Below are 24582 nucleotides of genomic sequence, written 5' to 3' on the forward strand. Positions count from 1 at the left end.
ACTATTTATTTAGCATGGCAAGGCTAAAAAAGAGTCCGCAGTGCCACGACGCGACCGGGAGAAGCCATGGAACCGTCCCGCCTCCGCCCCCACCGCTTCGCACGCCTCGCCCGGCTGGCGCTCGACCTGGGTATCGCCTCCTTCGCGTACTACGGCGGTGTCCTCGGCGGCCTGGACACACTGCCCGCCCTGCTGACCGCGTCGGCGGTGGCGGCCGCCTGGCTGGCGGCCACCGCGCTGTACGACCGCCGCGCCGACGCCCTCGCGTTCACCATGCTGCTGATGTACGGGCTTTCGGCGCTCTTCGCGGCGCTGACCGCCGATCCCCGGTTGCTGCTCCTGCGCGACCCGCTGGTGAGCGGTCTGGCCGGGCTCGTGTTCCTCGGCACCTGTCTGCGCGGAACTCCGGCCACCGCCTACCTGGCGGGCAAGCTCCACGGCCACCCGCCCGGCGACACCCGCCGACTGCGCGCGCACCGGACACAGACCCTCGTCCTGGGCGCGGGACTTGTGGCCGAAGCACTGGCCCGGCTGCTGCTGGTGTGCGTGCTGCCGGTGTCGACGGCCGCCTCGGTCACTCCGGCGTTGGAGTACGTGGTGCTAGGGCCGATCGTCGTGTGGATGTTCCTGTGGCGCCGCCGGCTCCCGGCCACCGCCGCTGTGGCGACGGCTTCGGGGCGACCGTCGGTGGCCGCGGTCGAGCCCGTTCGGGGAGGCACCCGGTAAGGGTGAACGGCCCTTGGCCCGGCGTCGCACCGGTCCCCGACCAGCTGGACGCCGTAGCGTGGTCCGTCCTTCAGTCGGACGGGCGATCACGACCTCGGAGGGACGGCTTCCGGGAGACCTTGCCCGCGCTCCGCGGCCTGGACCCGGTACCGCCCCGGCGTGAGGCCGAACTCCCTCTCGAAGGCGTGGGACAGGGCGTACGGGCTGCCGTAGCCGACCCGGTCCGCGATGGCGGCCAGGGTGTCGGGGGTGTCCCGCAGCAGGCCCGCGGCGATGATCAGACGCCACCAGGTGAGGTACGCCATCGGAGGGCGGCCCACCAGGGCGGTGAACCGGCGCGCCAGGGTCGGGCGGGAGACGCCCGCCGCCGCGGCCAGGCGGTCGTTGCCCCAGGGGGCCGCCGGGTCCGCGTGCAGGGCGCGCAGGGCGGCGGCCGTCACCGGGTCGCCCAGCGCGGCGGGCCAGGCTCCTCCCGTGGTCTCGGCCATCCAGGAGCGGATCATGTAGACGAGGAGCAGGTCGAGCAGGCTCGGCAGCGCCACTCCGGCCCCGGCCCGCCGTTCGTCCAGCTCGCCGGCGAGCAGGTCGATCGCGGCCCGGAGTTCGGGGTGGCGGCCCACTCTGCTGGGCAGATGGACGACCTCGGGAAGTTCCGTCATGAGCGGGTGCATCCGGCTGCAGTCGAGCCGGTACTTGCCGCAGAGCAGCTCCGTCGCGTCCCGGCCGGGCGGCCGGGCCCGCGGCCCGGTCCCCTCGGACAAGCGCTCGAACGGCACCGCCTTCGCCGCCGCGACCGCCGGGTCGAGCGGGGAGTCCGCGATCACATGGCCGGTGCCGTGGGGCAGCAGAACGGCGTCCCCCACACCGAGCGACACCGGGGCGCCGCCGTCCGGCAGCAGCCAGCAGCCGCCCTGCAGCACCACGTGGAAGCCCGCGCCGTCGTACGGATCCAGCCGCGTGCACCAGCTCCCACCGATCCGCACCCGGTTCGAGGAGGGGTGCCCCAGGTGTACGGCGGAGATCGCGTCGCTGACCACGTCCATACGCCCAGCGTATCCCCCGTACAAGCGCGTGAGACGGATGCGTATCCCAGTGAGCATGGGACGCATTGAGAGGCTCACCCGGCCTCCCTAGGCTCAAGCACATGACGAACGAGACCGAGAGTGCGCAGAGCATGGTGCTGGGGGATGTCGAGGTCATCCGGGTGGTCGAGTGGCAGCAGCCGTTCGCGCCGACCTCCGACATGTTCCCGGAGGTTCCCCCCGAGGTGTGGAAGGAGAACGAGGACTGGCTGGTACCGGACCACTGGGAGCCGCACAGCGACCGGGCGGTGCTCGCCCTGCAGACGTGGGTGGTGCGCAGCGCCGGGCGGACCGTGCTCGTCGACACCGGCGTGGGCAACGGGCGCGAGCGGCCGGGCATGGCGCCGTTCCACCGGCGTCAGGGCGACTTCCTCGGCCGGCTGGCGAGGGCCGGGGTGCGGCCGCGGGACGTCGACGTCGTCGTCAACACCCACCTGCACGCCGACCACGTCGGCTGGAACACCGTCGACGCGGGCGGGGAGTGGGTGCCGACGTTTCCCAACGCCCGGTACCTCGTTCCGGCCGCCGACGACTTCCACTACGGCCCGCGCAACACCGGCGGGAACGGCCTCCGGGAGGTCGACCGACTGATCTACGAGGACAGCGTCGCGCCCGTGCACCGGGCCGGACAGGTCGTGCTGTGGGACAGCCTGCACCACATCGACGAACACCTGACGCTGGAGTCCGCGCCCGGCCACACCCCCGGCTCCTCCGTGCTGCGCCTCGCGTCGGGCACCGACCGTGCGGTCTTCGTCGGCGACCTGGTGCACAGCCCGGTGCAGATCCTCCAGCCCTGCTGCAACAGCGGCGCCTGCCTCGACCCGGAACAGGCGGCGCTCAGCCGCAGCCGGATCCTCGAACGGGCGGCCGACGAACGCGAGCTGCTCATCCCCGCGCACTTCGCCGGCTCGGGCGCCGTCGAAGTACGCCGGGGGGAGGGCGGGTTCGTCCTCGGGGCCTGGGCCACGACCGCGCGCTAGCGTCTCCCCCCTCGGCGGTGGACGGCTCGTGGGCGGCCGCCGACCGACCCGGTCAGGCGGCCGCGGGCGACAGGTGCTCGTGCACGGCGGGCCAGTCGCCGTCGCCGGTGCGGTGGAAGACGATGGTCTCGCGCTCGTGCACCGTCTCCTCGCCGGCCTTGGTGGAGACGCGGGTGGTCACCGAGTGGGTGAAGACGGCGGTGTCGCCGAAGAGCTGGAGCCGGCGGTCCGCCGAGTCGCAGGCGAGGACGCGGAAGTCGTCCTCCTCGGTCCAGGTGCGCCACAGGTCGCGGTACTCCTGGGTGGAGTCCAGCCGCTTGCCGGTGGTGTGGAAGACGAAGCTGGCGTCGGGCGAGAAGGCGTCGAAGTAGTCGTCGGTGCGGCCCTCGGCGAAGGCGGCGATCAGCGCGTCCGCCGCGGCGAGGACGGTGTCGTGGTCGTTCGTCATGGCTGCGGCTCCGGGATCCGGGCCACGGCGCGGACGGGTGCGCCGTCCGCGCCGGGCAGGTGAAGGGGGAAGAGGCTGACGTGGACGTCGTGGCCGGCGTCCTGGGCGTCGAGGACCTCGGCCAGGTTGGTGAGGTTCTCGGCGATGACGGCTCCGGCGCCGCACAGGATGCGGTGGGCCGGAAGCGTCTCGCCGGGGGTGGGATCGACGCTGAGCGCGTCGATCCCTACGGTCCGTACGCCCCGGGCGACGAGGAGGGCGGCCGCCTCCTCCGTCAGGTAGGGGTGGCCGTGGTAGGCGTCGGTGCCCCAGTGGGCGGACCAGCCGGTGGCCAGCAGCACGATCCGGCCCGCGGGCACGTCCGCGAACAGCTCCGCCCCCATGGCCGCCCGGGGCGGCAGGCCCCGGGCGTCGACCACGTGGGCGGGGCCGTCGAAACGGTCCAGCGGCAGCTCGTCCAGCGCGGGCAGGCCGTCCTCGATGTGGGAGGGGGCGTCCACGTGGGTGCCGGACTGCGAACCCATCCGCAGATGCAGGACGTTGACACCGTCCTCGGCGGCGGTGAGCGCGGGCCGGATGTCGACCTCCGGGTCCCCGGGGTACACCGGCATGCCGGTACGCAGGGGCACGGACAGGTCGATCAGCCGCATCCCGCTCACACCTCGGCCGGCTCGGGGACGCTGACGGTCGACCCGTCGGCGGAGGTGATCGGCGGCACCGGGGTGTCGACGGCCCGCACCAGCCGCGGGCCCTCGGGACCGAAGACGGCACGCGGCTCGGGGAACAGCCACAGCAGCGCGAGGTAGCTGATCGCGGCCAGGCCGAGGCCGACCGGCAGGGAGATGTCCACGCCGCCCGCGAGGTCGCCCAGGGAACCGACGAACTGGCCGGGCAGGTTGACGAACTGGACCGCGAGCAGGGCGGAGGCCAGCCAGGCGGCCATACCGCGCCAGTTCCAGCCGTGCGTGAACCAGTAACGGCCGCCCCGCTGACGGCGGTTGAAGACCTGTAGCGAGTCGGGGTCGTACCAGCCGCGACGGGTGAGGAAGCCCAGGGTCATGATGACCATCCACGGCGCGGTGCAGACGATGATCAGCGTCGCGAAGGTGGAGATGGACTGGGTCAGGTTGGCGGCGAACCGGCCGACGAAGATGAAGGAGATCGACAGGACACCGATGAACACGGTCGCCTGCACCCGGCTGAACCGGGGGAAGACGCTGGCGAAGTCCAGGCCGGTGCCGTACAGCGAGGTGGTGCCGGTGGACATGCCGCCGATCAGCGCGAGCAGACAGACCGGCAGGAAGTACCAGGACGGCGAGACGGCGAGCAGGCCGCCGACGTAGTCCGGGGCGCTCGGGTCGAGGAACTTCCCCGCCTTCGCGGCGATGATCGAGGCGGTTGCCAGGCCGAAGAAGAACGGCAGGATCGTCGCGATCTGGGAGAGGAAGGCGGCGCCCATGACCCGGCGGCGCGGGGTGTCGGCGGGGATGTAGCGGGCCCAGTCACCGAGGAAGGCACCGAACGAGACCGGGTTGGAGAGCACGATCAGCGCGGAGCCGATGAACGCCGGCCAGAAACCGGGCGTGCTCAGCGAGTGGAAGCTGCCCTGGTAGCCGGCGTCGAAGTCGCCGCCGAACGCGAACAGGCCGAGGACGAAGAGCAGGGAGGCCGCGGCGACCGCGATCTTGTTCACGAAGAGCATGAACCGGAAGCCGTAGATGCACACCGTCAGCACCAGCGCCGCGAACAGCCCGTACGCGAGCGCGTACACACCGTCGTTGGTCGGCAGGTGGAACATTCGGTGCGCGCCGCCCACGAGGGCGTCGCCGGAGGACCACACGGAGATGGAGAAGAAGGCGACCGCCGTCAGCAGGGAGAGGAACGAGCCGACGACCCGGCCGTGCACGCCCAGGTGGGCGGAGGAGGACACCGAGTTGTTGGTGCCGTTCAGCGGTCCGAACACGGCCAGCGGGGCGAGGATCAGCGCGCCGACGGCCAGGCCGAGGCCGGTGGCCGCCAGGCCCTGCCAGAAGGACAGCCCGAACAGGATCGGGAAGGCGCCGAGGACACAGGTGGCGAAGGTGTTCGCGCCGCCGAAGGCCACCCGGAACAGGTCCAGCGGCCGGGCGGTGCGGTCGGCGTCGGGGATGCGCTCGACGCCGTAGGTCTCGATCTCGGTCAGCGCCGGGGCGTCGTGCTGCTCCCCTTGGGGGCTGGTGGTCATCTCTGCTCCTCGCGGGGGACGGCGGAGTCCAGGGTCAACAGGCTGATCAGGTCGTAGGCCACGTGGGACGCGGCGAACGAGGTGATGTCGGCGTGGTCGTAGGCGGGTGCCACCTCGACGATGTCACCGCCGACCAGGTTGAGACCGGCCAGGCCGCGCAGGATCTCCAGCAGCTCACGCGAGGTCATGCCGCCGGCTTCCGGGGTACCGGTGCCGGGGGCGTGTGCGGGGTCGAGGACGTCGATGTCGACGGAGACGTACAGCGGCCGGTCGCCGATGCGCTGCCGCAGCGCGTCCACGGTCTCGTCGACGCCCCGGCGCAGTACGTCGGAGGAGGTGACGATGCCGAAGCCGAGGCGACGGTCCTCCTCCAGGTCCCGCTTGCCGTACAGGGGGCCGCGGGTGCCGACGTGGCTGAGCGCCTCGGTGTCGACGATGCCCTCCTCCACGGCGCGGCGGAACGGGGTGCCGTGGGTGTACTCGGCACCGAAGTAGGTGTCCCAGGTGTCGAGGTGCGCGTCGAAGTGGAGGACGGCGACCGGGCCGTGCCGCTTGGACACGGCGCGCAGCAGCGGCAGCGCGATGGTGTGGTCGCCGCCGATGGTGACCAGCTTCGCGCCCTCGGACTGGAGCCGGCCCGCCTCCTCCTCGACGGTCTCGATCGCCTCGTTGATGTCGAAGGGGTTCACCGGGATGTCGCCGGCGTCGGCGACCTGCGCCGCCGCGAACGGCGACACGTCGAGACCCGGGTGGTAGGGGCGCAGCAGCCGGGACGCCTCGCGCACCGCCGCCGGGGCGAACCGGGCGCCGGGCCGGTAGGAGACACCGGTGTCGAAGGGGACGCCGACGACGGCGATGTCGGCCCGCGCCACCTCGTCCAGCCGCGGCAGCCGGGCGAAGGTCGCCGGTCCCGCGTAGCGGGGGACACGGGAGGAATCCACGGGTCCACGGGGCTCGGTCGTCATCGGGCACCTTCCTGTCGAGCCCGGAAGCGCACCGCCGGGAAAGAACGGATCCCGTACTCGGAGTGAACAATTCCGGTAGCGGGGGATGCCTCAGTGTGCGAAGCGGCTGCCCATCCGGTCAATTGTTGACGACACGAAGAACTACAGTGGACTTGTGTCTGACCACAAAACCGATGGAGCGGGGCCGGCCCGTTCCGCCCTCACCGTCCGTGATCTGCTGTCCTTCCCGGCGCTGCAGATGCGCCTGCTCGCGGGCAGGGGCGGCCTGGGCCGTACGGTCTCCTGGGCGCACGTCAGCGAGCTGGAGGACCCCACCCCCTGGCTGCACGGCTCGGAGGTGATCATGACCGTCGGCCTCGCCGTGCCCCGCACCGGCGAGGGCCAGCGGCGCTACCTGGAGCGCCTCGACGACGCGGGCGTCGCGGCCCTGGTGCTCAGCACCCAGCTGCGGACCCCGCCGCTGCGCCAGGCGTTCCTCGCGGCGGCCGAGGAACGCGGCTTCCCCGTGTTGGAGGTACCGCTCGCGGTCCCCTTCGTCACCATCGCCCAGGAGGTGGCCGCCGCTGTCAGTGAGAAGTCCGCCGAGCGGCTCGGCGCCCAGCTCCAGGTCTTCGGCGCGCTGCGCTGGATGGCCGAGGAGAACCTCGACATCCCCGCGCTCTTCGCCCGCCTGGAGCAGCTCAGCGGCTACCGGATCTTCCTCTGCACCACCCAGGGACGCCCACTGCTGCCCGGCGTCGCCGCCCCCGAGGACCTCTCCGTGCTCCCCGCGGACCCGGACGCCCCGCCGACCGTGCCCGGCGGCTTCGTGCTCCCCGTCCTCGGCCCGGGCGGCGCGGCCGGCTATCTGGTCGCGCTGGAGCAGTCCGGCGCCCGCCCGGCCGGACTGGCCGTCGTCCAGCACCTGGCCACCGTCGCCGCCCTGCGGCTGGCGATGGTCCGCCAGGAACGCGAGGTGCTCCGCCGGGAGGGGGCGGAGACCCTCGCCGAGATGCTCCAGGACACCCTCGACCCGGCGGGCGCCCAGCGCCGGCTGGCCCACCACGGCCTCGACGCGCAGCGGCCCGTCGTCCTCGCGGTGGTCCGGCGCGCCCCGGACGAGCACCTGGGCGTGGCCCTCTCCGACCACCCCCACCTCACCCTGCGCCGCGGCGACGACCGGCTGGTCCTGGCCGAGCCCGGCTTCACCGAGGCCCTGGCCGACCTGCCCGGCGCGGTGTGCGGGGTGAGCCGGCCCTTCACCGTCGGTGAGCCCCTGCGGGTCGCCCGGCAGGAGGCGGAGTGGGCGGCCGGACGCGCCGAGGAGGCGGGCAAGCCGCTCGTCCACTACGGCGAGGACGCCACCGGACGCTGGCTGCCCGAGGATCGCCGGCTGCTGGCCGCACTCGTCGAGCAGGTCCTCGGCGAGGCCCTGCGCTACGACGAGGCGCACGGCTCCCAGCTGCTGGTCTCCGTCCGCACCTGGATGGAGCGCGACCGCCGCACCGAGGACGCCGCCGCGGCCCTCCACATCCACCCCAACACCCTCTCCTACCGGCTGCGCCGCTTCGGTGAGGTGACCGGCCGCGACCTGGCGACGACCGCCGCCTTCACCGAGGTCTGGTTCGCCGTACGCGCGGCGACCGAGCTGGGGGTGGCGGCGGAAGGTCCTCAGACCTGAGAGGTGTGTCCTCCCGCCCCATTGTGTGGGAACTCGTGTGGCTCTACTGTTCGGCTTTGCCTGAGTCTGTTCGATCCTGATTGCTCAGGCGGATGGAGGCCGCGGTGGGGAGCAGTCGGATCCGTTCAGAGGTCGCGAGACCCGGCCGTGGCCGGTGGTGGAGGGCGGTCCTCGCGACCACCGCGACCATCGCCCTGGCCGTGGGCATGACCGCGCCCGCCGCGGCACGGGACGTCGGCGAACGGCCACCGGCCGCCGCGCCCGCCGCCGACCCGCAGCCGCACACGGTGACCCTCGACGGCTACTCGTTCCTCGTCGACGGCCGGCGCACCTACCTGTGGTCCGGCGAGTTCCACTACTTCCGGCTCCCGAGCCAGGACCTGTGGCGCGACATCTTCCAGAAGATGAAGGCCGCCGGCTTCAACTCCACTTCCCTGTACTTCGACTGGGGCTACCACTCGCCGAAGCCCGGTGTGTACGACTTCACCGGGGTACGGGACGTCGACAAGCTGCTCGACATGGCCGAGGAGGCCGGCCTCTACGTCATCGCCCGCCCGGCGCCGTACATCAACGCCGAGGTCGACAGCGGCGGTCTGCCCGGCTGGCTGACCACCAAGGCCGGGAACAACCGCAGCGACGACCCGCGGTTCCTGAAGTACGCCGACGAGTGGCTGACCCAGATCGACCGGATCATCGCCCGCCACCAACTCACCAACGGCACCGGGTCGGTGATCGCTTATCAGGTCGAGAACGAGTACTACAACGGCTCCGCCGCCGGCCGCTCCTACATGCAGCACCTGGAGGACAAGGCCCGCGCCGACGGCATCACGGTCCCGCTGACCGGCAACAACAACGGCACCTTCAACTCCGGCACCGGCGCCCTGGACGTCGACGGCCCGGACTCCTACCCGCAGGGGTTCAACTGCTCCAACCCCTCGAAGTGGAACGGTGTCCCGGACATCAGCTACGACCACCCCGCCGGAAAGCCGCTGTACTCACCGGAGTTCCAGGGCGGCGCCTTCGACCCCTGGGGCGGACCGGGCTACGACAAGTGCGCCCAGCTCATCAACGACCAGTTCGCCAACGTGTTCTACAAGCAGAACATCGCCGTCGGCGCCACCGCGCAGAGCTTCTACATGACCTACGGCGGCACCAACTGGGGCTGGCTGGGCATGCCGGAGAACTACACGTCGTACGACTACGGGGCCGCGATCCGCGAGAACCGGCAGCTCGATCCGAAGTACGACGAGGACAAGCTGATCGGGTACTTCACCCAGGCCGTCGCCCCGCTGACCAAGACCGAGGCGATCAGGGCCACCCCGCCGGACGACTCCGCCGTCGTCGACACCGCCCGGATGAACCCCGACACCAGGACGCAGTTCCACGTCCTGCGGCACGGGAACTCCACCTCGACGGCCGTCGACAAGACCCACATCTCGCTGGACTTCAACGCCCAGCCCGTCACGGACACCACCTACACCTGGGACGACCCCGACTCCGCCCTCCAGTACAGCGGTTCGTGGTCGCACGTGGCCGACACCAGCTACACCGGCGGCGACTACCGGCACACCGAGTCCTTCTCCAAGCAGGCCGGCGACTCGCTCACCGTCCCCTTCGACGGCACCGCGATCCGCTGGATCGGCTCGAAGACCAACAACCACGGCTACGCCGACGTCTACCTCGACGGCACCAAGGAGGCGACCGTCGACGACTCCGGCTCCGAGAACCAGGCGGTGCTCTTCCAGAAGACCGGCCTGGCCCCCGGCGCGCACACGCTGAAGATCGTCGTCAGCGGCAGCCACAGCTCGGCGTCCACGGACAACTACGTGGCGGTCGACGCCATCGACGTGCCCACCGCCGACACCGCGACACCGGCCTACCCGGTCGTCCCGCAGCAGCCCGGCACCGCGATCACCCTCGACGGCCGCGACTCGCACGTGATCGTGGCGAACTACCGGCTGGGCGACTCGCAGTTGCAGTACTCCACCTCCGAGATCATGACCAGCGCGACCATCGGCGACCGGGACGTGGCCGTGCTCTACGGTGACGCGGGCAGCGACGGCGAGACGGTCCTGCGCTACTCCTCCGAGCCCACCGTGACCACCAGCGACGGCACCGCCGCCACCACCTGGGACCCGGCCACCGGCGACCTGCGGCTGAACTACACGCACCAGGGCCTGACCCGGATCAGCATCAGCGGAGGCGGCAAGCGCCCGCTGCTCCTGCTCGTCGCGGACAAGGACACGGCGAAGACCTTCTGGCGCCAGGACACCGCGAACGGCCCGGTCCTCGTCCGCGGCACCCACCTGCTGCGCACCGCGACCAGCCTGGACGGCGGCCGCACCGTGGCGCTCACCGGCGACAACGCCGACGACAAGAACATCGAGGTGTTCACCTCCGCCGCCCGCGTCACCTGGAACGGCCGGACCGTGCGCACCCGGACCACCGGCACCGCGAGCCTCACCGGGGCGATCCCGGTCGCCGCCGCGGTGCACCTCCCGGCGCTGACGAACTGGAAGCACGCCGAGGAATCCCCCGAAGCGGCCCCCGGCTTCGACGACTCCAGCTGGCAGGTGGCCGACAAGTCGAGCACCAACAGCGTCTCCGGCGCCAACTCGCTGCCGGTGCTCTACGCCGACGACTACGGCTTCCACACCGGCAACACCTGGTACCGCGGCCGGTTCCGCGCCACCGGCAAGGAGTCAGGCATCCACCTGGTCTCGGACTCCGGCGGCGACGCCCAGGCCTTCTCCGTCTGGCTCAACGGCACCTTCCTCGGCAGCTCCACCACCGGCAGCGGCGACTTCACCTTCCCGGCCGGCGCGCTGAAGTCCGCAGGCGACAACGTCCTCTCCGTGCTCACCGTGAACATGGGGCACGAGGAGGACTACAACTCCACCAACGGCAACAAGACCGCCCGCGGCCTGACCAGCGCCTCCCTCGTCGGCGCCCCGCTGACCTCCATCACCTGGCGCCTTCAGGGCGTACGCGGCGGCGAGGACCTCCAGGACACGGTGCGCGGCCCGCTGTCGACGGGCGGCCTGTACGGCGAACGGGCGGGCTGGTCCCTGCCGGGCTACCCGGACGCCAAGTGGAACAAGGTGACCCTGCCGACGACCGACACCCGGCCCGGGGTCTCCTGGTACCGGACCGACGCCGACCTGGACCTGCCACGCGGTCAGGACACCTCGGTCGGACTGACGTTCACCGACGACGCGTCGCGCGAGTACCGCGCCACGATCTTCGTCAACGGCTGGCAGCTCGGCAACTACGTCAACTACCTCGGCCCGCAGCACACCTTCCCGATCCCCAACGGGATCCTGAACCCGAACGGCCACAACAGCATCGCCATCGCCGTCTGGAACCTGGACGGCAGCACCGGCGGCCTCGGCAAGGTCGCGCTCACCGACTACGGCAGCTACGCGTCCTCCCTGCGCGTCGCCCAGAACGACAGCCCCCGCTACGACGCCCGCACGTACGCGATGCCGAAGCGCCCGGGCGCCGATGTCACCCTGGACGTGCCCGACACCGCCCAGCCGGCCCAGGCCTTCACGGCCCGCACCACCGTCCGGGTGCCCAAGGACGCATCCTCCGCCTCCCACCTCACGGCCACCCTCGACGCCCCCGACGGCTGGAGCGTCACCGCCACCGGCCCCGCCTCGGTCAAGCGGGTACGACCCGGCGGATCGGCCACCTTCACCTGGAACGTCGTCCCCCCGACCGGCACCCTCCCGTCCGCCTCCGCCCTCACCACCACGGCGCACTACGTGCAGCACGGACGGCAGGCGACCGGTGCCGACGAGCGCATCGTCGGCGGCATCCCACCCGCTCCCCCTTCCGGCAGGAGCGCGGTGAGCGACCTTCCGTTCCTGTCCGCCACCAACGGCTGGGGACCGGTGGAGCGCGACAGCAGCGTCGGCGAACAGGCGGCCGGGGACGGCCGGACGATCAGCATCGCCGGCGTGGCCCACGCCAAGGGCCTGGGCACCAACTCGGTCAGCGACGTCCAGCTCTACCTCGCCGGAACCTGCTCCCGCCTGACCGCGGACGTCGGCGTCGACGACGAGACCAACGGCGCGGGCACGGTGACCTTCTCCGTCATCGCCGACGGCAAGACCCTGGTCACCACACCCACGATCCGCGGCAAACAGGCGGCCGTACCGATCGACGTCGACGTCAGCGGCGCCCAGGTGATCGACCTCAGGGTCGGCGACGCGGGCGACGGCAACGGCAACGACCACGGCGACTGGGGGACACCGACGCTGACGTGCGGTTAGGCCGGTACCGCGGTCGATCGACGCAGGTCACAGCTTGATCAAATTCCAGGAGCCGTCCGGTGGCGACCCCGGGGGACGTAGATGTGCGCCCCCTGGGGAGGAAATGTGGACACCGCCCGATACGCGTACAGCCGGCCCATAGCGGCACGAGTGCTTCCGCTTCGGTGATCCACATCTCCTGGACAGCGGCCCCGCCGCCCACGCCCGCGTTCTGCCTGGTCACACAAGTGCGACGGTTACCTTCCCGCCCACGACAGTCGAACTCTCGCTGTCATCGCCGCACTTGAGGGTGGGAATGTGAACAAGAGAGACAGAGCCGTGCCCGGCGCGCCGGGCCTCAGACGGGGATACCGGCGCGGAAACAGACGCGGCGCGCTGGCCGCCGGCTCGGCGCTGCTGCTCGCCGGGCTCGTCATGAGCACCGCGCCCGCCGGGCAGCAGCGGTGGAGCGGCACCGCGGGGGGCGGGAGATCCGCGAGTGTCCCCGTCACCACACTGGACGACACCAGCGGCCAGGCGGCCGCCAAGGCGCTGTCCTTCCTGTCCGAGGACGAACTCGCCCGCCGGCAGGCGAAGCTGAGCGGTGAGCGGGTCGAGCTGGCCTCGGAGCGCACCGAGACCTCCACCACCTACGTCAACCCGGACGGCACCCTGACGACCGAGTCGTACGCCGGGCCCGTACGGGTCAAGGACGAGAACGGCTCCTGGCAGGACATCGACACCGAACTGTCCGACGAGGGGCCCGCGTTGGAGCCCGAGGCGGCCGCCGCCGACATCACCGTCTCGGACGGCGGTGACAAGCGGCTGGCCTCGGTCGCGGAGGGCTCCGCCTCGCTCGCCCTGGGCTGGGAGGACACCCTGCCCACGCCGAAGGTGACCGGCGACACCGCGGCCTATGACCTCGGCGAGGGGCAGACGCTCACCGTCACCGCTCTGAAGGAAGGTTTCTCCCAGAACGTCGTCCTGGACGAGGCCCCCGACGGAGACCTCACCTACCGCATCCCCGTCACCCTCAGGGGACTCACCCTCTCCGAGGCGGACTCCGGCCATCTGCTGCTGAGGAACACCGCCGGCGACCTGGTGGCCGAGGCCCCCGCACCGATGATGTGGGACTCCTCGAAGGACGCCGTCTCCGGCGAGTCCCAGCACCTCGCGTCCGTGGACACCGACATCGAGACCGCAGCCGACGGCACCCAGACCCTCGTACTGCACCCGGACGCCGACTACTTCGCGCAGGACCTGACCTACCCGGTCACGGTCGACCCGACCTCCACCCTCGCGGTCACCACCGACACCTGGGTCGCCACCAACTACACCGACTCGCAGATCTCCTCCACCGAACTGAAGTCGGGCACGTACAACGGCGGCGACACCGTGGCCCGTTCCTACCTGAAGTTCGACGTCTCGGACTTCGTGGGCACCCACATCACCGACACCAACCTGGCCCTGTACTCCTACTGGTCCTCCTCCTGCACCGGAGGCACCGGCACCGCGGTGCGCCGGATCACCGAGTCCTGGTCGTCGTCGGACATCACCTGGTCCACCAAGCCGGCCGGCACCACCACCGGCCAGGTGATCAACACCGCGGCCAAGGGGTACAGCAGCGCCTGCCCCGCCGGCACCATGAACTTCGACATCGACGACATCGTCCAGGCGTGGGCGAACGGCACCGCCAACTACGGGCTGATGATCCGCGGCCTCGACGAGACCGACTCCTACACCTGGCGCCGTTTCCGCTCCGCCAACTACGTCTCCGGTGACGGCTCCACCGAGCCGCATCTGACGGTGACGTACAACTCGTATCCGAAGACACCCGGTTCGCTCACGCTAGCGCCCAGCACCACCAGCGGCAGCGAGAAGGTCGTCACCTCGCTGACCCCGGTGTTCTCCGCGAAGGTCGGCGACGTCGACTCCGGTGCCAAGGTCCGGGTGCAGTACGCCGTCGAGCCCGACCCCGACTACGCCGACACCACGTACACGCTGACGCAGTCCAGCGGCTACGTCAGCTCCGGCAAGTCGACCGCCCTGACCGTCCCGTCGTCCACCCCGCTCAAGGACGGCACCCACCTGCGCATCCGGGCCCGTGCCTATGACGGCACCGACTACTCCACCGCCTGGACCTCCTGGCAGACCTTCACCGTCGACACCGGCGCCCTCGACATCCCGGACGTGCCGACCGACCTCCAGACCGGCGCCACCGAGACCACCACCCCGCTCCTGACCGCGATGGTCACCACGCTCGACCGGGACGCCCTGACCGCGGAGTACGTCCTGTACGACAGCTCCTCCGCCGTCGTCGGGGAGAACCCGCTCGGCGTGGCGGCCGTGGACGCCGGTGAGCGGGCGGCCCTCCAGGTGCCCGAGACGCTGACCGACGGAGCCACGTACAGCTGGAAGGCGCGGGCCTGCAACGGGGCCGTCTGCTCCTCCTACAGCCCGAAGCAGTCGTTCACCGTCGACGTCACCTCGGACGACGGCGGAAGCGACGGCACGGACCCGGAGGCGGCGGTGACCACGGTGCCCTCGGCCGTCACCGACCTCACGGTCACCGCCGGCGCCGAGAGCGCGCTGATCACGTGGAACGGCGACTTCTCCAGCGACGAGTCCAACGTGACGACCTACGGCGTCACGGCGACCACGAACTCCGGGGTCAAGGCGGCCACCGCGACCACCACGGGGAACTCCGCCGTAATCACAGGCCTGACGGACAACACCCCGTACACCTTCACCGTGGCGGGCACCAACACGTACGGTACGGGCGCGTCCGTCACCTCGGCCGCCGCGACACCGAAGGCCGTGACAGGCGGCAAGCAGGTCTATTTCGACGCGGTCCAGCAGTACCTCGAATCCGGGCAGAACCTGCTGACCGGTGACTCCGTCAACGCGGCGACCGCCTCCTCGGACGCGACCTACGGGTCGGGCTTCGAAGACGCTCTCACCGAGGAACAGGACTCCTTCCTGGAGGAGCGCGCCGTACTCGCCGACGAGGGCTTCGACAACTACGCGTCCACCGTCGAACTGGCCGATCCGATCGCCTTCTCGAACAGCGACGGCACCATCTCGGTCCGGGCCACCACCCACATCACCTACACGACCGTCGCGGACATCGACACCGAGGACGCGGACGCCACCGACTCCTCGGAGAACAGCACCGACGTCTACACCTTCACCACGGGAAGCATCCCGGAGCTGATCTCCCATGTGGACGCCACCGGTTCGGAGCAGACGGTCCAGGAGTCCGCGGACGCCCTGACGGAGTTCTCGGAATCCCTGACCACCGACGATTCCGCACTGCCCGCCGACGTCCCGGCCGCCATGAGCGTCGACAGCAACGGCGCCCTCGTCGACGGCGACACCACGAGCACCGCGACCCAAGCCTCGACCGACGCGACGCAGATCTCCGGAAGCAACATCTCCTACACCGGCGAAGTCGCCTGGGCGAAGAAGCATGTGAACGACGACGAGGACACCTACTGGTACGGCAACGACTGCACCAACTTCGTCTCCCGGAGCCTCTATTCCGGTGGCGGCATGGCGAAGAAGTACGGCAGCTACGCCAACCGGAAGAAGGTGGACTACTGGTGGCATCGCAGCGCGGCCAGCAGTCCGCAGACGATGTTCCTGCGTCAGACGCAGTCGACTTCGTGGTCGAATGCCCTCGGCTTCGCCAACTTCGCCTACAACTACGCGGTCTACGACTGGCACACGACGAAGAGCCAGGTGCAGGTCGGGGACGTCGTCTTCTACAACTGGAACATCAAGGGGGACGACAAGCCCAACGGGTGGTCCGGAATCAGTCATGCTTCCGTGGTCACGAAGATCGGCGCCAACCACAAGATCTACATCTCGCAGCACTCTCCCGGGCACACCAAGGCCCTCACGGCGCAGCGGACGGGCAAGTACAAGAACATGACCGTCTGGATCGCGAAGATCTACCCGAACTGGTACTGAGGAGATCCACATGCCGCGACTCGTGAAGGCGGTCCCGCACCAGGCGATGCCACTCGCCGGCGGGCACAGGACACTGCTGCTCCTCGAAGCGGTGTTCTCCGCAGGGGCCGCCGTGTGGTGGATCTACCTGTGCCTCGCCTACCCGGAACAGGTATATCCCCTGGTGCTGTGGGGCATCGGCGGGGTGCTGGGCTCGATACCGCTCACCTTCTGGATGGTGACGAGACGGCAGGCGGTCTGGAGGGGAACGGGATGGACTCTCGTCGCTCTTCGGTACCTGACGGCCTTCATGGTCTCGCTGCCCAACGCGTGGCTGCTGTACACCGAGTGATGCCGCGTCCGGGCGCATGACGCTCGTGGTGGTCGGTCCCGTCGAACCCCGGCGGCCGACCACCTCGGGAGCCGGGCTTGCGGCGATCGCGGACGCGCACCGGATCAGCTCTCCGCCACGGCCACCCGCCCGGACCGCAGGGACGACCGCCGGTCCGCCGGGCTGCCCAGCGCGGCCGCGAGCGTGAGGAGATCGTCGTCCGACACCACCCGCAGGCCGTACTCCGTCAGCAGGTGCGCCAGCTGCCCGGGCCGCCACAGCGAGCGCCACGGCTCGCCCGAGGTCACGGAGCTGCCGAGCACGCGGGCGAGACGACGGCCGACGGTCGCCCTCGCCGACGGGGCCTGGTAGTTGACGACGAGTGCGCTGCCCGGGGCGGTCCGGGCGGCGAGGGCGGCCACCGTGGTCCGCACCTCGTCGCGGGTGAGGTACGGCACGACGCCCTCCCACAACCAGACGGTAGGGGCCGATGGGTCGTGCCCGGCCGCGTCCAGCGCCGCGCCGAGATCATCGACGGCGAAGTCGACCGGAGTGAACCGTACGGAACGGGCGACGGCTGCCGCTTCGGCGGTGCCCGGACCGTCCTCCCCGGCATCTCGCGACAGGGGCGCGGCGTCCCGGAGGCGGTCGCGTTTGTCCTGCTGGGAGGCTGGATGGTCGACCTCCCACACATCCGTGCGGGCAAGCTCGGGCAGTCGCCACGCGCGGGTGTCCAGACCGGCGCCGAGGATCACGAGCTGGCCGGCCGGACGGGCGCGCAGCGCGTCGTCGATCGCGACCGACCTCGGCACGACCACCTCGGCGCACGCCCGCACACTCTCGTACGCGACCCGCGCCTGCCAGCCCTGCGGCACCGTGCCGGCCCGGACCTCGTCCACGGGCACCCGCTCGGCGGCGCGCAGCAGCCGTACCGCCACCGGATCCACGAACCGCCCCGTGGCGATCGTGCCGTCCGCCACCGCCCGCCCCTGGCAGACCAGTACCGCCGTCCGGCTCGCCGCACGTCCGCTCTCGCTCATGAACCCGCATTCAACACCACGCCGCCGGCCGGGCGCCGTGCGGAGCCGCGGCGGTGCACGACGCGAACCGGCAGGGACGGCGGGCCGGGGGAGCGGCCGTATCGTCCAGGGCGGGCTCGCGTCGTGCACCCGGCCCGGTATCAGGCCGTGTGGAGCGTCAGGCCGTAGCGGCTGAGGATCTCGTTGACCGGCTGGTACCAGGTCTCGCCGCCGGAGGAGCAGTTGCCCCAGCCGCCGGAGGTGACGCCCTGCGCCTGGTCGCCGCTGATGAAGGAACCGCCGGAATCGCCGGGTTCGGCGCACACGCTGGTCTTGGTGAGCTGGTAGACCGTGCCCTGGCTGTAGTTGACCGTCTCGTTCCTGGCCAGGACGGTGCCGCAGTGCCAGTGCGTGGTGGAGCCCGAACGGCAGATGGACGCACCGACGGGGGCCTCGGCGGAACCGCGCACCAACTGGTCGGAGACCGTGCCCCAGCCGAGCACCACCGGTACGGTCCACCAGCCGCTGCCGACGCTCACCCAGGAGTAGTCGTTGTCCGGGAACGAGGAGCCCTGGAAGGTGCCGACGTACGAGCCGTCCCAGCCGTAGACCGCGGCGCCGGGCTGGCCGCAGTGGCCGGCGGAGACGAAGCCGCCGTACACCGAGAAGCCGATGGAACAGCGGACGTTGCCGGTGTAGTAGGGATCGCCGCCCACGGTGCCGGCGGCGAGGGTGCTCGGCGCGTACGCGGTCCGCCGTACCTGGACGGGCCCGGCCGAGCGGGCCTGCGCGAGGAAGGATCGGACATCGTTGTCAGCGCGGTGTCCGTCGACGACGTTCACGACGACCGCGTTGGCCTCGGGGTCGACGTACCAGCTCGCGACGGACTCGGGGGCGGGCAGGTCGTCGATGTGTGCCTTCGCCGCGTCGAGCTGCCGCGCGCTGTGCTCGACGAGGCGTACGGTCGCGCCGGACGCGCGCACGGCGCCGGTGTCCGCGCCACGGGTGACGGCGACGGTGAGGGTGCCGCTGTCGGCGTCGAACCAGGAGCCGGCGTAGGCCGCTCCGGCGGCCCGCTTCGCGGTGCGCTCCACGGTGGTCGCCGTCCGCTCCGCGGCGAGCCGGGCCTCGGCCTGGGTCCTGGTCAGGCCCAGATCGCGCTGCATGGCGGAGACGAGGGCGGGGGCGGCGGGTTCGGCCGCGGTCCGGGCGGGGGTGTCGGCGGCGGAGGCGGGCAGGGTGCTCGCGGTCGCCCAGGTGGCGAGGAGCAGGAGCGCGGACAGGGCGGAGCGCATGACTGTGGTGCGTCTCAAGGGAGTGCCCCTTCGTTGTTCCAGTGATGTGGGGGTGGAACGGCAGACCGGTGAGAGCGCTCTCAGGCGTACGCGGCCGAGCTTAGCCGCTGATCATGGACAGGTCCATGCCAATCCTTGACCTCTTGATGGGACGTGCACCGCCGGTCACTCTCCGCCCCGCCGCCGAGCGCGCCGCGTGACCGGGGCGATGACGAGTGTCGGGGACACCGGTGAGGTGCGACGCTGGGACGACAGGCATCCGCCGAGGGGACTCGGGAGGGCCCGATGGGACGTGATGTGCCGGCCCGGGTGTTCACGCGGGAGGACCGGCGCCGGTACCGCGAGAAGATGCACGGCTGTCTCGACGCACTGGCGCAGATGCTGCGCGGATCGGGCTTCGAGAGCGAGCGCCCCCAGGTCGGCATGGAGATCGAGCTCAACCTGGTGGACGACGACGGGCTCCCGGCGATGCGCAACACCGAGGTGCTGCGGGCGATCGCCGACCCCGCCTGGTCCAGCGAGCTGGGCCGCTTCAACCTGGAGATCGACATCCCGCCCCGGCAGCTGACGTCCGGCGGCCCCGGCGCCTGGGAACAGACGATCCGCGACGCGCTCAACCACGCCGAGGACCGCGCCGCGACCGTGGGCGCCCACCTCATCATGATCGGGATCCTGCCGACGCTGGGGGAGTCGGACGTCGGCGAGACCTCCCTGTCCGGTGATCCGCGCTACCGGCTGCTGAACGAGCAGATCTTCGCGGCCCGCGGTGAGGACCTGCGGATCAGGCTGGAGGGCGTGGACCGCCTCTCCATGTACGCGGACGCGATCACCCCCGAGGCCGCCTGCACCAGCACCCAGTTCCATCTCCAGGTCGAGCCCAGGGAGTTCGCGGACTACTGGAACGCGGCCCAGGCGATCGCGGGCGTGCAGATCGCCCTCGCCGCCAACTCGCCCTACCTCTTCGGCAGGGAACTGTGGAGGGAGACCCGTATCCCCCTGTTCGAACAGGCCACCGACACCCGTCCCGAGGAGATCAAGGCCCAGGGGGTACGACCGCGGGTGTGGTTCGGCGAACGGTGGATCACCAGCGTCTTCGACCTGTTCGAGGAGAACGTGCGCTACTACCCGGCGCTCCTGCCCCTGTGCGACGACGAGGACCCGCAGCGCACCCTCGACGACGGCGGGGTGCCCCAGCTGGGCGAACTCACCCTGCAGAACGGCACGATCTACCGCTGGAACCGCCCCGTCTACGCCGTGACCGACAGCGGCCCGCACCTGCGCATCGAGAACCGGGTCCTGCCCGCCGGCCCCACCGTGGCCGACATCATCGCCAACGCCGCCCTCTACTACGGCCTGACCCGCGCCCTCGTGGACGAGGACCGCCCGGTGTGGTCGCGGATGTCCTTCGCGGTCGCCGAGGAGAACCTGCACACGGCCGCCCGCGACGGCATCGACGCCCGCCTGTACTGGCCCGGCACGGGCGAAGTGCCCGTCACGGAGCTGGTGTTGAGACGGCTGCTGCCGCTGGCCCACCGGGGCCTGGAGCTGGCCGGCCTGGACGCCTCCTGGCGCGAGCCCATGCTGGGCATCATCGAGCGACGCTGCGTCGACGGCCGCAACGGCGCCCTGTGGCAGGCGGAGACGGTCCACCACCTGGAGAACGCCGGCATCCACGACCGCCGGGAGGCGCTGCGCCGGATGACCACCACGTACATGGACTACATGCATCTCAACGCGGCCGCGCACACCTGGCCCGTGGACTGAGCGCCGCGAACAGGCGCCACCACGGAAGGGGAGCCGGACCGGAGGGCGCCGGACCGGAGGGCGCCGGACCGGAGGACCCCGCGACGGGAAGAGCCGCCCGGCGTGGGACCACCCGGCGAACGGCTACCGTGCCGGGCCGGCGCGCGGAGGCCGCCGCCCCGGGCGAAGGACGCGCCGTGCGGCTCCGTGCTGGGCTGGAGTGGGGAGGTCGCCGGCCCGGTCGACGGGCCCGCCGTGCGGCTCCGTGCCGGGCCGGAGTGGGGAGGTCGCCGCCCCGGGCGGAGGATGCGCCGGGCGGAGGACGTCCCGGGCGGAGGATGCGCCGGGTGGCTCCGCGCCGGGCGGCTCCGTGCCGGGCGGACGGGCCGCGAGGCTGCCCCGCCGCCCGGGCGCGGGTCACCGTCGTGCCAGGATGCCGGGTGATCACCTGTGTTCCCGGAGGCCGCTGACGTGAGTGAGACCGAGGTGGCCGTCGCGCCGCACCCCCTGCTGCTGCCCGACGGCAGGCCCGCCGCCGAGGCATGGTCGCTGGACCCGGCCCTGCGGCACCTGAACCACGGATCGTTCGGCGCCGTCCCGCTGGTGGCCCAGGAGCGGCAGGCGGAGCTGCGCGCCGAGATGGAGCGCGCGCCGGTGGTGTGGTTCCCGGAACTGCCGGAGCGGCTGGCCGCCACCCGGGCGGACCTCGCCGACTTCCTGCGCGTCGACCCCGGCGACCTCGCCCTGGTGCCGAACGCCAGCGCCGGGGCCAGCGTGGTCTACAACGCGCTCGGACGCCGCGCGGGCGGGGAGGTCGTCGTCACCGACCACGGGTACGGCGCCGTCACCATGGGAGCCGAGCGGCTGGCCCGCCGCTGGGGCGGCCGGGTGCGTACGGCGCGGGTGCCGCTCGGCGCGGACGAGAACGAGGCGTACGAGGCCGTCGTCGCCGAGATCGGCGCGGCCACCGACCTGGTCGTGGTCGACCAGATCACCTCGGCGACCGCCCGCCGGCTGCCGGTCGAGCGGATCGGCGCGGAGGCGCGCCGCCGGGGCGTACCGATGCTCGTGGACGGCGCGCACGCGCCGGGTCTGCTCGCCGCGCCGCTCGCCGACGCCCCGTACGACTTCTGGACCGGCAACCTCCACAAGTGGGGCTGCGCCCCGCGCGGCACCGCGGCCCTGGTCGCCCGCGGGCCGCTGCGGGACCTGCTCCACCCGCTGATCGACTCCTGGGGCGCCGGGGAGCCGTACCCCGACCGCTTCGACCACCAGGGCACCCTCGACGCCACCTCCTACCTGGCCGCCCCGACCTCCCTGGCCTTCGTCGAGCGCACCTGGGGCTGGTCCGCCGCCCGCCGCCACATGGACCGGCTCGCGGACCACGCCGCCCAGGTCATCGGCGCCGCCTTCACCCGCCTCACCGGTGCGGACAGCCGGGCCGACGTCGGGATGCCGGTCCCCGGCATGCGCCTGGTGCGGCTGCCCGACGGTCTCGGGCGCAGCCGGATCGAGGCCGACGCGCTGCGCGACCGGGTGGCCCGCGAACTCGCCGTCGAGGCCGCCTTCACCAGCTTCGGCGGGATCGGCTATCTGCGCGTGTCCGCCCACGTCTACAACACCCATGCCGACTACGAGCACTTCGCCGAGCGGTGCGTTCCGGTACTCGCCGACTGGGCCCGGGAATCGAGGAGTTGAGTCATCAGGTCAAGCGTCCCGGACACTTGACTCGGTGGGCGCGCGGCCCGATCCTCGTCCCAGGTATTGCGCGGTTCATGACAACGCCATGGTTTCGTCAACCGCGCCCCCGCCGACCGAGGGACGTGGGCCGTGACGCCGACTCGACGCTCGTACCGCAGACGCAGGCACGTCACCATGCTGTCGCTGCTGCTCCTGGTACTGACCATGGCCCTCGGGCCCACGCCGAGTTCGGCGGCCGGCAACAACTGGTGGGACCCGACCGCCCGACCCGCCCCGGACGTCCAGATCAACGTCACCGGCGAGCCGTTCACCGGGACCGATTCCGCAGGCGAAGTACAGGGGTTCGTCGACGCGCACAACCACCTGTTCGGCAACGAGGCCTTCGGCGGCCGGCTGATCTGCGGCAAGGTCTTCTCCGAGGCCGGTGTCGCCGACGCCCTCAAGGACTGCCCCGAGCACTACCCGGACGGCACCCTCGCCCTCTTCGACTACATCACCCACGGCGGCGACGGCAAGCACGACCCGGTCGGCTGGCCCACCTTCAAGGACTGGCCCGCGTACGACTCGATGACCCACCAGGCCGACTACTACGCCTGGGTGGAGCGGGCCTGGCGCGGCGGACAGCGCGTGCTGGTCAACGACCTCGTCACCAACGGCATGATCTGCTCCATCTACCCCTTCAAGGACCGCAGTTGTGACGAGATGACCTCGATCCGGTTGCAGGCCAAGATGACCTACGCCCTCCAGGCGTACATCGACACGATGTACGGCGGCACAGGCAAGGGCTGGTTCCGCATCGTCACCGACAGCGCGCAGGCGCGGCAGGTCATCGAGGAGGGCAAACTCGCCGTCGTCCTCGGGGTCGAGACCTCCGAACCCTTCGGCTGCAAGCAGATCCTCGACATCCCGCAGTGCAGCAAGGAGGACATCGACAAGGGCCTCGACGAGCTCTACGCGCTCGGCGTCCGCTCCATGTTCCTCTGCCACAAGTTCGACAACGCGCTGTGCGGCGTCCGCTTCGACTCCGGCGGCCTCGGAACGGCCATCAACGTCGGCCAGTTCCTGTCCACCGGCACCTTCTGGCAGACCGAGAAGTGTACCGGCGCGCAGCACGACAACCCCATCGGCAGCGCGTCCTCGGAGGCCGAGTCCGACCTGCCGGCGGGCGTGGACGTCCCCGCGTACGACTCGGACGCCCAGTGCAACAAACGCGGTCTCACCGAACTCGGCGAGTACGCCGTGCGCGGCATGATGAAGCGCAAGATGATGCTGGAGATCGACCACATGGGCGTCAAGGCCGTCGGCCAGGCCCTCGACATCCTGGAGTCCGCCTCCTACCCCGGCGTGATCTCCTCGCACAGCTGGATGGACCTGAACTGGACCGAGCGGGTCTACGCCCTCGGCGGCTTCGTCGCCCAGTACATGCACGGCTCCGAGGGCTTCGTCGCGGAAGCCGCCCGGACCAAGGCGCTGCGCGACAAGTACGGCGTGGGCTACGGCTACGGCACCGACTTCAACGGCATCGGCGACCACCCCGCCCCGCGCGGAGCGGACGCCGCGAACAAGGTGACGTACCCCTTCAAGAGCGTCGACGGCGGCTCCGTCATCGACAAGCAGACCTCCGGCGAACGCACCTTCGACATCAACACCGACGGCGCGGCCCACGCCGGCATGATCCCCGACTGGATCGAGGACATCCGGCAGGTCGGCGGCCAGGACGTGGTCAACGACCTGTTCCGGGGCGCCGAGTCCTACCTGGACACCTGGGGCGCCACCGAACAGCACCAGGCCTCGGTCAACCTCGCCAAGGGGCAGCCGGCCACGGCCAGTTCGTCCGAGTCGAACCCGTTCACCAGCTACCAGCCGGGCCGCGCCGTCGACGGCGACGACTCCACCCGCTGGGCCAGCGACTGGAGCGACGACCAGTGGTGGCAGGTCGACCTCGGCTCCACCCACCTGGTCTCCCGCGTGACGCTCGACTGGGAGCGCGCGTACGGCAAGTCGTACCGCATCGAACTCTCCACCGACGGCACCACCTGGCAGACCGCCTGGTCCACCACGAGCGGCGACGGCGGCCTGGACACGGCCAGGTTCACCGGAACCCCGGCCCGCTACGTACGGGTCCACGGACTCGACCGAGGCACCGACTGGGGATACTCGCTCTACGAGGTCGGGGTCCACAGCGCCTGAGGCGGGGGTTC

At 71.3% G+C, this 24582-nt stretch carries 16 protein-coding genes; 9 read left to right on the plus strand and 7 right to left on the minus strand.

Annotation, left to right across the window (positions count from 1 at the left end; translation table 11 throughout):
- Positions 1-66: 66 nt before the first annotated feature.
- Positions 67-726, plus strand: a complete 660-nt coding sequence (locus tag ACIPSJ_RS24215; protein WP_401348753.1) for a VC0807 family protein — start codon at positions 67-69, stop codon at positions 724-726.
- Positions 727-812: 86 nt separating this feature from the next.
- Here the strand turns inward: ACIPSJ_RS24215 and ACIPSJ_RS24220 are convergent, their stop codons facing one another.
- Positions 813-1769, minus strand: coding sequence for an AraC family transcriptional regulator (locus tag ACIPSJ_RS24220; protein WP_401348756.1), 957 nt, complete (start codon positions 1767-1769; stop codon positions 813-815).
- A 101-nt stretch (positions 1770-1870) separates the two neighbouring features.
- On the opposite strand from ACIPSJ_RS24220, the gene ACIPSJ_RS24225 reads away from it, so the two are divergent.
- Positions 1871-2788, plus strand: coding sequence for an MBL fold metallo-hydrolase (locus ACIPSJ_RS24225; protein ID WP_401348758.1), 918 nt, complete (start codon positions 1871-1873; stop codon positions 2786-2788).
- 52 nt (positions 2789-2840) lie between these two features.
- Here ACIPSJ_RS24225 and ACIPSJ_RS24230 read toward each other — a convergent pair whose 3' ends face one another.
- The 4 genes from ACIPSJ_RS24230 to speB are packed head-to-tail and all read right to left on the minus strand — an operon-like array spanning position 2841 to position 6425.
- Entirely contained in the window at positions 2841-3236 is a 396-nt protein-coding gene (locus ACIPSJ_RS24230) for a nuclear transport factor 2 family protein (protein ID WP_401348761.1), read from the minus strand.
- Complete coding sequence (locus ACIPSJ_RS24235; protein ID WP_401348764.1) at positions 3233-3886, minus strand: cyclase family protein; 654 nt, start codon at positions 3884-3886, stop codon at positions 3233-3235. Before ACIPSJ_RS24235 ends, ACIPSJ_RS24230 begins: the two co-directional genes overlap by 4 nt.
- 5 nt (positions 3887-3891) lie before the next feature.
- Positions 3892-5460: a cytosine permease gene (locus ACIPSJ_RS24240; RefSeq protein WP_355724111.1), complete on the minus strand. Its 1569-nt coding sequence runs from the start codon at positions 5458-5460 to the stop codon at positions 3892-3894.
- A complete protein-coding gene (gene speB, locus ACIPSJ_RS24245; RefSeq protein ID WP_401348767.1) occupies positions 5457-6425 on the minus strand; it encodes an agmatinase in 969 nt (322 codons plus the stop codon). The genes ACIPSJ_RS24240 and speB overlap by 4 nt, the downstream gene beginning before the upstream one ends.
- Positions 6426-6579: 154 nt before the next feature.
- On the opposite strand from speB, the gene ACIPSJ_RS24250 reads away from it, so the two are divergent.
- From ACIPSJ_RS24250 to ACIPSJ_RS24265, 4 genes are all read left to right on the plus strand, one after another.
- The gene (locus tag ACIPSJ_RS24250) at positions 6580-8085 is read left to right on the plus strand and encodes a PucR family transcriptional regulator (RefSeq protein WP_401348770.1); all 1506 of its coding nucleotides are present in this window, start codon (positions 6580-6582) and stop codon (positions 8083-8085) included.
- A 206-nt stretch (positions 8086-8291) separates the two neighbouring features.
- A complete protein-coding gene (locus ACIPSJ_RS24255; RefSeq protein ID WP_401350069.1) occupies positions 8292-12362 on the plus strand; it encodes a beta-galactosidase in 4071 nt (1356 codons plus the stop codon).
- Positions 12363-12659: 297 nt separating this feature from the next.
- The gene (locus tag ACIPSJ_RS24260) at positions 12660-16313 is read left to right on the plus strand and encodes a DNRLRE domain-containing protein (protein WP_401348772.1); all 3654 of its coding nucleotides are present in this window, start codon (positions 12660-12662) and stop codon (positions 16311-16313) included.
- A gap of 10 nt (positions 16314-16323) precedes the next feature.
- The gene (locus ACIPSJ_RS24265) at positions 16324-16644 is read left to right on the plus strand and encodes a hypothetical protein (RefSeq protein ID WP_359217897.1); all 321 of its coding nucleotides are present in this window, start codon (positions 16324-16326) and stop codon (positions 16642-16644) included.
- A gap of 104 nt (positions 16645-16748) precedes the next feature.
- Here ACIPSJ_RS24265 and ACIPSJ_RS24270 read toward each other — a convergent pair whose 3' ends face one another.
- Together ACIPSJ_RS24270 and ACIPSJ_RS24275 are read right to left on the minus strand one after the other, a co-directional pair.
- Positions 16749-17663 (minus strand): class I SAM-dependent methyltransferase, encoded by a 915-nt coding sequence (locus ACIPSJ_RS24270; RefSeq protein WP_401348774.1) that lies wholly within the window; start codon positions 17661-17663, stop codon positions 16749-16751.
- A 140-nt stretch (positions 17664-17803) separates the two neighbouring features.
- Positions 17804-18937 carry a S1 family peptidase gene (locus tag ACIPSJ_RS24275; protein ID WP_401350071.1) on the minus strand — a complete coding sequence of 378 codons (1134 nt, stop codon included), beginning with the start codon at positions 18935-18937 and terminating at the stop codon, positions 17804-17806.
- A 285-nt stretch (positions 18938-19222) separates the two neighbouring features.
- On the opposite strand from ACIPSJ_RS24275, the gene ACIPSJ_RS24280 reads away from it, so the two are divergent.
- The 3 genes from ACIPSJ_RS24280 to ACIPSJ_RS24290 all read left to right on the plus strand — a co-directional run bounded on the left by ACIPSJ_RS24280 (position 19223) and on the right by ACIPSJ_RS24290 (position 24571).
- A complete protein-coding gene (locus ACIPSJ_RS24280) occupies positions 19223-20701 on the plus strand; it encodes a glutamate--cysteine ligase (RefSeq protein WP_359217891.1) in 1479 nt (492 codons plus the stop codon).
- A 450-nt stretch (positions 20702-21151) separates the two neighbouring features.
- Positions 21152-22378 (plus strand): aminotransferase class V-fold PLP-dependent enzyme, encoded by a 1227-nt coding sequence (locus ACIPSJ_RS24285; protein WP_401348778.1) that lies wholly within the window; start codon positions 21152-21154, stop codon positions 22376-22378.
- A 177-nt stretch (positions 22379-22555) separates the two neighbouring features.
- On the plus strand, positions 22556-24571 hold the full coding sequence (locus ACIPSJ_RS24290) for a discoidin domain-containing protein (RefSeq protein ID WP_401350074.1): 2016 nt from the start codon (positions 22556-22558) through the stop codon (positions 24569-24571).
- Positions 24572-24582 lie beyond the last annotated feature (11 nt).

The sequence above is a fragment of the Streptomyces sp. NPDC090088 genome, from assembly GCF_044747345.1.
Taxonomy (GTDB): domain Bacteria; phylum Actinomycetota; class Actinomycetes; order Streptomycetales; family Streptomycetaceae; genus Streptomyces.